The organism is Collinsella sp. AF39-11AT, assembly GCF_003474585.1.
Taxonomy (GTDB): Bacteria; Actinomycetota; Coriobacteriia; order Coriobacteriales; family Coriobacteriaceae; genus Collinsella.
In genome coordinates this window covers 99,473-108,565 of sequence record NZ_QROG01000007.1, presented here as the reverse complement: position 1 = coordinate 108,565, position 9,093 = coordinate 99,473, and the positions used below count along the sequence as shown (strand labels likewise).

The 9,093-nt window shown below is 61.4% G+C and carries 7 protein-coding genes; 3 read left to right on the top strand and 4 right to left on the bottom strand.

Features of this window, described 5'->3' with window-relative positions; genetic code table 11:
- Positions 1-258: 258 nt before the first annotated feature.
- On the bottom strand, positions 259-1,770 hold the full coding sequence (locus DW037_RS04595) for a nucleoside hydrolase-like domain-containing protein (RefSeq protein ID WP_118372909.1): 1,512 nt from the start codon (positions 1,768-1,770) through the stop codon (positions 259-261).
- Positions 1,771-2,036: 266 nt separating this feature from the next.
- A complete protein-coding gene (locus DW037_RS04590; RefSeq protein ID WP_118372908.1) occupies positions 2,037-3,374 on the bottom strand; it encodes a prolyl oligopeptidase family serine peptidase in 1,338 nt (445 codons plus the stop codon).
- Positions 3,375-3,861: 487 nt separating this feature from the next.
- On the opposite strand from DW037_RS04590, the gene DW037_RS04585 reads away from it, so the two are divergent.
- From DW037_RS04585 to DW037_RS04580, 3 genes are all read left to right on the top strand, one after another.
- On the top strand, positions 3,862-4,842 hold the full coding sequence (locus tag DW037_RS04585) for a PTS transporter subunit EIIC (protein ID WP_233542258.1): 981 nt from the start codon (positions 3,862-3,864) through the stop codon (positions 4,840-4,842).
- Positions 4,843-4,899: 57 nt separating this feature from the next.
- Entirely contained in the window at positions 4,900-5,289 is a 390-nt protein-coding gene (locus tag DW037_RS10750; RefSeq protein WP_233542256.1) for a hypothetical protein, read from the top strand.
- A gap of 208 nt (positions 5,290-5,497) precedes the next feature.
- Positions 5,498-6,811: a DUF4038 domain-containing protein gene (locus DW037_RS04580; RefSeq protein WP_118372913.1), complete on the top strand. Its 1,314-nt coding sequence runs from the start codon at positions 5,498-5,500 to the stop codon at positions 6,809-6,811.
- Positions 6,812-6,961: 150 nt separating this feature from the next.
- On the opposite strand, the gene DW037_RS04575 is transcribed toward DW037_RS04580, so the two are convergent.
- Together DW037_RS04575 and DW037_RS10675 are read right to left on the bottom strand one after the other, a co-directional pair.
- A complete protein-coding gene (locus tag DW037_RS04575) occupies positions 6,962-7,816 on the bottom strand; it encodes a MurR/RpiR family transcriptional regulator (RefSeq protein ID WP_118372907.1) in 855 nt (284 codons plus the stop codon).
- A 164-nt stretch (positions 7,817-7,980) separates the two neighbouring features.
- The coding region (locus DW037_RS10675; RefSeq protein WP_199578316.1) for a hypothetical protein at positions 7,981-9,093 on the bottom strand (1,113 nt) is incomplete at its 5' end.

Genomic DNA, 9,093 nt, shown 5'->3' with positions numbered 1-9,093 from the left:
GCTCCTGTCGTTTCCGTGCCCCTGGATTGGGTCATAGTGTCTGTCGTTGCCAAGACATCGGCGTTGCCGTTGCTGTGGGGTACTCATTGGGGACAGACTTAAATGACTAGTCAGAGTGAGAGTGGATAATCTCCCGTTTTTGGCCTGTGTGCGGGCTCAAAGTGGGAGATTATCCACCCTCGTCATTTTGGCACTTGGGGACGTTCCTTTTGTGCCGACAGCTGGGGACACTCCTTGCCGAATGTGGGCCGTCGGTTGCTACACGACGGTGATGGCGACCTGGGCGTAGCGGCTGCAGGGGCGCTCGGCGCGCGTCTGCACGGTGAGGGTGAGCACGAAGCGATCGCCGGGTCGTGCGTCGGCGGGCACGACGAAAGTGGTGTCCACTGTGCATTCTTGCCACAGCGACAGGTCTTGGGTACCTGCATAGCTCGACGGGTCCACGGCGATATCCCAATGCGCATCGAGTCCCTTGTCGTCGGGATCGACGATGGTCGCTGCAAGGGCGACGCGTTCGCCGGCTATAGCACTGCGATCGGCCGCAACTTCGACAACATGCGCCGGGTGCGAGCAGACTGCCGGATCATGGGCGCACCATTGCGCGCGGGCGGCAAAGTCTTCCTGATAGGCGCGCAGGTAGGGATTGGGGTTGTCGTCTGCAGGCGTACTGATGGCGTCAAAATCGGTGGGTGCTCCTGCATCGGGATGCCCATCAAGAAACATACGGCCGAGCAGCGTATCGAAGTTGCGGTCGTCGATACCGCGCAGGCCAAACGGCAGCAGCGGGATATAGGTCATACTGTCGCCTTCGGCCATAAAGTCGCCGCGCTCAAACTGCATTGCGGGCACGCCTTCCAGGCCCCAATCCAGACGGGCATGCTTGCCAAACTGAAAGCGCTCGGGCTCGTTTTCGTAGACCTTGCCATCACCATAGAGCATATAGCGCGCCATGAGGGGGCCGTTGCCCTGGGTGAGATTATGCTCGGGCCAAGGAGCCTTAAACAGCGGCAGCGTATCGGGCTGAGCTATTTTGGCGTTGACATAGCTGCCATACTTATGGGGCACACACCAAAAGACGAGCTCGGGAAAGAGCTCGCGCCCATGGTCGAGCCATGAGTTGTCCTGACCTACGCCATTGGCAACCCCCATCACGCGCACCTTCTGATAGATCCGCTGCCGCACGGCGGGCCACTCGGGTGTGTTCTGCCATTGTTCGGCGATGGACATGAGGGCGCGAACGATAGTGTTCATACCGCCCCAGGAAAGGAGCCACAGCGTGCGGGGGTCGTCATCCATGATGGCGTCGGCGATGACGCGCGAACCGGGCGTTTCCTCGCGCACGTCGCCCTCAAAGGCGACGTTGCCCATATAGGTGCGCTCGATCATCTGGGCGGGCGTGGGGAAGGACGGCTCGCCGGCGGCAGCGGCGTTGGCCTGTAGCTGCGGCCAGGCCTGGGCATACTCGTTGCTCCACAGGCTTTCGATCCAACCCTCGGGGAATGGGCGGTACTCCATGAGCGAGCCAGCTTCGGGGTCGGGCTCGTGCGGAACGACGTCCCAGGTATAGGAGCGCACGCCTTTGGTCCGCCAATGCGGATTCACCTCGCCCAGCGTATGAACACCATCGCCAAGAAAGTGATATTGCGAAGCCGTGTACACCACAGCCTGCACATCGAGCACATTGAGATACAGAGCCAAATGAACCAGAGAGTTCATATCATCGACTTCCATATCGGTGGTGACAATCACCCGAGTCAAATTCTGAGACATAGGAATAACTCCAACCACGATTTGTTTTCAGCCAGTTACGCGCAAGGCAAGACGGGGCCCACGCCCGCATCGCCACCGACCTGGCGGCCCGCCGGAAGCGCCCGGCCAGCGTTTCGAACAACGTTAACTCAGGGTGCCCCGCCCTTTAGTTTTGTGAACATTCCGCAGCGCGGACCCGTTTATCCGTTGTTCCGAAGGAGCAGGATGAACGGGCCCATGCGCGAGGACGTTCACAAAACTAAAGGGCGGGGCACCCGATGGGACGGCTACCTCGAAACCCTAGCCGACCACTCCCAGCAGCCCACCGGCTCGCCGTCGATGAGTACGTTGCCCCCGTCGAAGTCTTGATAACACAGGTCGTTGAACTGGTGGATCCACACGCCGTGATTGAACGTCTTCTTGGGCGAGCCGTCGGCCTCGCGGTACACGCCGGTCAGGTCCTCGACATGGCTAAAGTAGGTGAGGTGCACGTTGGCGCCGGCATCACGCAGGCGCGCCGTGAGCGGCAGCACCGTCTGCTGCGGGCACACGAGCTCGTCGCCCTTGGAGTGCGTAAACCACAGCGGCGTCTTGGCGAGTGCGGCCACGTCCTCGTCCGTGGCGTTGTACCACGGGGCACAGCAGGGAAGGCCCGCGGCGAAGAACTCGGGATAGTCGGCGCACAGGCGCAGGGTCATAAAGCCGCCGTTGGAAAGACCGGCGACCACGATGCGATCGGTGTCGATGCGGTCGGCATGCTCGGCGACAAACTCGTCGATGAGCGCCTTGAGCACGGGAGAGTAGATGCTTTGGTTGGAGCGACCGAGTTGCTCGACGCCGTTGTCCATCCAAAAGGTGGGCGACTGCGGCACGAGCACCCAGGCAAAGCCGCCAAAGTAGCGCTGGATCTGCTTTTGCGAGAGCGCTGTCACGCGGTTGCCGGTGTAGGCACGCGTCGCGCCCTCGCCCTGTGTGGTGCCCTTGCCCTCGCCGGCGCCGTGCAGGTACACGATCAGCGGCGCCTTCTCGATGGCGGGCGTGTCCTTGGGCGCAAACCGGTTGAAGAGCGCGGAGTCAGCGGGCTCAAAGCTCGGCTCAAAATAGCCGTACTCGAGCGCGATGCCGTCGACGGGCGTTTGCTGCACGGCGTTATGCCAGCCCTTGAGCGCGGGACAGATGTCGCCGCGGCTGCGATCGAAGACGAGGCCCGCGGTGGGGTCGTCGCCGTCTTCGCCCGGGAGCGCCACAAGCTGCGTCACGCGCAGGCGGCTCTCTATATAGCGCGAACCCAGCACGCCACCCTCGATCTCTTTGGTGAGACGCACCTCGGGCGTCTCGAGCGCTACGTGTGTGCCCTTGGGCAGGCGCTGGCCGTTCTCATCACAGGGGTAGGTGGCGAGGACCGGCACGTAGCCCACGGAGGGCGCCGCGTGATCGGCCCCGTGCTCCTTGCGCATCAAGACCTCGCCGGCGCGCTCGTGGCGGGCACAGTAGATATTGAACGTGTGCTCGTTCACGTCGTTGGCGCGCACGGTACAGGGCAGGTCGAGTACGACCTTGCTGATCCAGGGGCCAAAATCGCCCAGCGTGGTGACGGTTGCGTAGGTACACGATTTGAGTTCCATGAGCTACTCCTTTGTGCCGCAAGTACTAAACAAGGGCGGCAATACAGATTAAACATGTTTAGTCTAATGCAGAACTGTAGAATGAGCAGATGAACTCGGTAAACGGTAAAACGGAACACGCAATGAACTACTAAACAGACGTTTACTAGTAACTAGCAGGACTTTTGTTGAGGATCTAACAGGTTATAGAGGTGTTCATCAAAATAAAAGCCCACGTAAATAGCCATATATCAATATCGGGTCAAATAGACGATCTTCTACCGTCTAAATACGCTTACCCCCGATTTCCTACCGTTCACCGGACTCCAGACGGCAAAATCGCCACAAATCAGGCACTCCGTGTAAACTAAAGCCAGTAAACGTTCAGTAAACAAATTGTTTACGACAGCGTATCCAAGGGTTCGGCAACCGTAAGGGGTTATAGTCGCCGAGCCAAAGGCGTGCTTACACAAGCGAGTAGGCACACGAAGATATGGGGAGGGGTCCCATGGCAGTAGATAACAAGCAGATTGCCACCGATGTCCTCGAGCTCGTGGGCGGTGCGGAGAATGTTTCCGTTGCCACCAACTGCATGACGCGCCTGCGTCTGACGCTCAAGGATAACAGCAAGGCCGACGTGGAGAAGATCAAGAAGGTGAAGGGTGTTCTGGGTTGCCAGTTCGCCGGCAGCCAGCTCCAGGTCATCATCGGCCAGAACGTGCCCAAGGTGCTCGCCGAGTTCGTCGCCATCTCCGGCGTCAAGCAGGGCGAGGCCGTCAACGAGAACCTCGATGCTCCCAAGGAGAAGTTCGAGCTCAAGAACCTGCCCAACATCATCCTCGACTATCTGTCGGGCTCCATGACCCAGCTCATCCCGCTGCTCATGGCCGGCGGTCTGTTCCGTACCATCGCGGCCGTCCTCGGCCCCACCATGCTCGGTGTGCTCTCGGCCGACGACCCGACCTATACGTTCCTCTACACCACGCTGTACGAGGCCACGTTCACCTTTATCCCCATCTACCTGGGTTATGCCGCGGCTAAGAAGCTCGGCGCCAGCCCGGTGCTCGGCATGCTGCTCGGTGGCGCCCTCATGGCTCCTTCCGTGGTGAGCGTCGCCACCCAGGAGGGCGGCGGCATCATCTCCGTCTACGGCATCCAGATCGCTGCTGCCAACTATCAGCAGTCCGTCCTGCCGATCATCCTTTCGGTGCCCGTCCTGTACTTCATCGAGAAGTTCTTTAAGAAGGTTATGCCCGACGTGCTGTCCACGGTCTTCACGCCGTTCTGCACCATGATCGTCACGATCCCCATTGCCTTCATCGTCCTCGCTCCGATCGGCAACGAGATCGGTACGCTGATCGCCAACGCCCTCTTCGGCCTTGCTGACCTTGGCGGCATCGGCATCCTGATCGTCATGGCCATCCTCGGCGCCTTCTGGCAGCTCTTCGTGGTCTGCGGCATGCACATGCCCGTCATCCTGCTCGCCTAGGTTCAGATCATCGCTGCCGGTTACGATCCCTTCGTCTTCGTTTCCACCAACTGCGCTATGGCCGCTGTCTGGGGCTGCGCCTTCGGTGCCTTCCTCAAGATGAAGAACCCCGACGAGAAGTCTCTCGCCATCGGTTACGTCATCTCCGCCATCGCCGGCGGCGTCACCGAGCCCGCGCTCTTCGGCATCCTCATGCGCTTCCGTCGCACCATGTTTGGCATGTTCATCGGCGGTGCTATCGGCGCTGTGTTCTCCGGCCTCATGGGTGTTACCTACTACCTCGCAGGCGGTGCCTCCAACTTCCTGGTCTTCACCAACTACCTGCAGGGTGGCCAGATGAACACCGTCTGGGCTATTGTTGGTATGGCAATCTCCTTTGTCATCGCCGCTGCCGTCGTCTTTGCCTGCGGCTTCTCCAAGGAGGAACTCGCCGAGATGGAGGCCTAAGGCCAAACCGTTCGGTCACATATGACCTCACCTACACGACAGGGCCCCGTCAGGCGTAAGCCCGGCGGGGCCCTTCTTGCAAGGTAGACTGATGGGGCGGACGGTATTCGCCCGCGATGGTTTGCCAAGCGGCGGGGGCTTTCGCGCGGGGTTACCGCGAAAGCCCTCGGCGGTTCGCAAATCCTTTATCAAACGAAAGGACATGCAGATGAGTTTGGGAAAGCTGACCGTCAACGGTCGCCAGGATGGCTTTTTGTGCGAGGGCAAACCGTTCTTCTGGTTTGCCGATACGTGCTGGAGCGCATTTACGAGCATCGCCGAGAACGACTGGGATTACTACCTGACCCGCCGTGCCGAGCAGGGCATGAACGCACTGCAGATCAACACGCTGCCGCAGTGGGATCGCTGCTGCCCCGACCTGGGCATTTGGCCCTATGCCAGCGAGGACGGCGTGCACTTTGATTGGTCCCGTCCCAACCAGGCGTACTGGGATCGTGCCGCCGCCATGTGCCGTGCTGCCGTCGAGCACGGCATTCGTCCGGCGCTCGTGCTCATGTGGTGCAATTACGTACCCGGTACCTGGGGCGCCAAGATCGCCGAGCGTTGCGGCGCCGAGGTTATGCCGCGTGAGGAGGTTCGCGTCCACGTTGCCCGCGTCGTCGAGAACCTGGGCGAGTTCGACCCCGTCTACGTGGTGACGGGCGATACCGACTTTGCCGGCGACGAGGCGATCGCCTATTACGAGGACGCCCTCGACGAGGTCGTCAAGCGCGCGCCCGAGGCACTGCGCACCATGCATATCAACCGCGGTAACCGCACCATTCCGGCGCAGTATCTGGACCGTCTGGACTTTTATATGTTCCAGCCCGGCCACAACTACGAGGGCCAGCCCGAGGCATGGCGTCTGCCGCAGGACTTTATCGCCAACTATCCCAAAAAGCCGATGGTCAACTCCGAGCCTTGCTACGAGCAGATGGGTGCGTCGCGCAACGTCTACTGGCGTTTTACCGCGCAGGATTGCCGCGCGAGCGTATGGTCGTCGATTCTTGCCGGCGCCAGTGCCGGCGTGACCTATGGCGCACACGGCGTGTGGAACTGGCAGACATCGCGCAGCCAGGGCTCGGTCCTGGGCGAGGGCTTTGACATGCCCTTCCGCTGGCAAGAGTGCCTGCAGTTTGCGGGCGTGTGGGACTTTGGCCTGATCGAGCACGTGCTACGCGGCCTGGGTGCCACAAGCGCGGATGGGGCGGTAGCTGTTGAACCCGCGCAGGAGTTGCTCGACGATGCACGCGAAGCCATCCGTGTGGCGCGCGTGGGCGAACGCGTGGTGGTCTATCTGCCGAGGACCACGGCCGTCAAGCTCAAACTCGAGGGCGGCGCAACCGCCTGGAATGCTGTGGCGTTTGATCTGGAGAACAAGCGCGTGGCAAACCTGCCGGTTGTGCCCGTCGACGGTGCCGTGCGCGTGGCTCAGCATCCCTTTGAGCACGACGCGCTTCTGGTGGTCTCGCCCACTCAGTAGCGCGCGGTTCCAACGCGACCAGCGGCAAAAAGGCGCGGGCAACGACTACAGAATGAGGGTGGATAATCTCCCGTTTTTTGCCTGTGTACAGGCTCAAAGTGGGAGATTATCCACCCTCGTCATTTAAGTGTCCAAAAATCCTCTCTCGTTTTATTTGAGCCCGGGCAGCTTGGTAAAGGGGAAGGACTGCTCGAGGAACTCGGAGCAGCGGGCGTAATCTTTGGCAAAGTAGCTGCTGTAGAGCGAATCGAGCACGTATTGCACGGCGATGTGACTGGCAAACTGCGTGATGCGGTGCGTCATGCTCTCGTGGTCACTCACCGTAAGGTAGGCGGCAAAGCCAGGGTGAATGCGCGCGCAATAAGGCGTGCCGATGACGATGACCGGGACATGTCGACTGCTGAGGATCGGCAAGATGTCCTTGAGGTTGGGGGCAAGGCCGCTGTAGGAGATGACGATTGCCGCATGGTCGGGGCCCGAGGCGAGCGCCGTTCGCACCTGGGCCTCGACACCGTCGTGGCACGTCGCGCTTTTACCGGCGGAGAGCAGGCGGTCGCGGAACATTCCCGCTGGATAGAGGTTGTGCGAGCCCGTGTAGATGTCCACGGTGCCGGCGCGCATGATGAGCTTGGCGGCGTGGTTGAGCTGTGCAGGGTCGAGCAGCTCCTGCGTTTCGGCCAAGGTGGTCTGGTAGAGCCCCTCCATGCGTTCCATCACCTGCGCAGGGGTGGAGGTGGCATCGAAGGGAAAGTTGATGTCCACGTCGCGCCGGTTGCCCGCCTCGGTCGCCTGGCGGATGAGCTCGACCTTGAGATCTTTGAAGCCCTCGAGGCCGAGCTTTTTGCAAAAGCGGTGAACGCTCGCGACCGAAACGTTGGCGCGCGCGGCAAATTCCTTAATGGAAAGCCCGCGCACATCCTCGCCCATGGCGAGCGCCGTTTGCCCAAGTTGTTGCTCGGTGGGGGTGAGGCTTTTGCCCTGCGTGATCTTTCGCCTGATATCCATATGGCTCCTATGCGTTTGCGTCGCGATAAACCAATCATAGCGATAAATAAAACGTTCGGCTTGGCTGGGAGTTTTGGTCCGCCGGTCTATGAACGACGGACCGCTCGACGCTGCGCGGGCTCAACATAGGGCGTGCCCTGCCCGAGTTGTTTGCGCTCGGGCTGCTATCCGAGCACGCGTACGGGCCCCAAGAGGCCGCTGGGATCGGAGGGCTCGGTCATGCCGAACATGTCGGGGACGGCGTGGTCGAGGGTGTTGATGATATCGATCGTAAGCGCGTGCTCGCCGGCTAAAAGTGCGGCGGCCTCAAAGCGGTAAGGCGGACAGATGCGGGTGCCGAGGGATTTGCCGTCGAGGGTGACGGTTGCGGTCTCAAAGACCTCGCCAAGGTCGATGACGGTGCGGGTGGCCGCTTCGCCCAGGACAAAGGAGGCCCGGTAGCGGAATGTGCCGGCCTTGCCGGGGAACTCGGCCGAGGAAAGGTCGTGCAGGTCTGCAAGCTCAACAGACTCGCCAAAGGCATCGGTGCCAGGGGCAGAGAAGGCAACCGCCCAGGGCCCGTCGACGCATGTGGCTTCGTCTTCGGCGGTTGCCACAGCAACGGAACCTGTAGCCCCAAGGACCACGATGCAGCTCTCGTAGGGAGCCAGCTCGAGCGTGCCGTCAAAGGCGGCGGGCTCGGTGCCGTTGAGCAGGTCGAGGCGCGCGCCTGCAACGGGTGTGCCGTCGGCAAGCGCAATCTGAGTGGAGATACCCTGCTTGGGATGCTCGTTGACGAGCATCAGATAGCTCTCGCCCGCCCGCTCGTAGCGCAGTGCGCGCAGCCAGGGCTGGGGCGCGGCGCAAACCACGGTCTGCATGCCGGTGTTGGCAAGTGTGTCTGCGAGCTCGGTGGTCGCCAGGAGCTTGATGCCGGCGACCGCGGCTGCATCCAGGGAGGCAAAGCCCTCGCGGCCTGCAGTGTCACCGTCGTAGCGCTTGTTCGGCAACTCATCCAGCGCGTACACGGCAACACCTGCGGCTGCGGCACGCGCGGCAAAGTCGAGCACGGCTCCGCCGACAAACTCGGCTCCGGGCATCACCAGGCAGCGGTATGCCTGGCCGTTCACGCCAAAGCCGCTACCGTCTGCGGCAATTTCAACGGCATAGCGCCCTGCGTCCTCAAATGCCTCTGCCGGCACGATGTCAAAGTCGACCTGCGCGCGCATAAGCTCGGAGGCGGCATGCTGCATAAAGTTCGCCTCGCCTGCCCACTCGGCGTCCGCATGGTAGAGAAG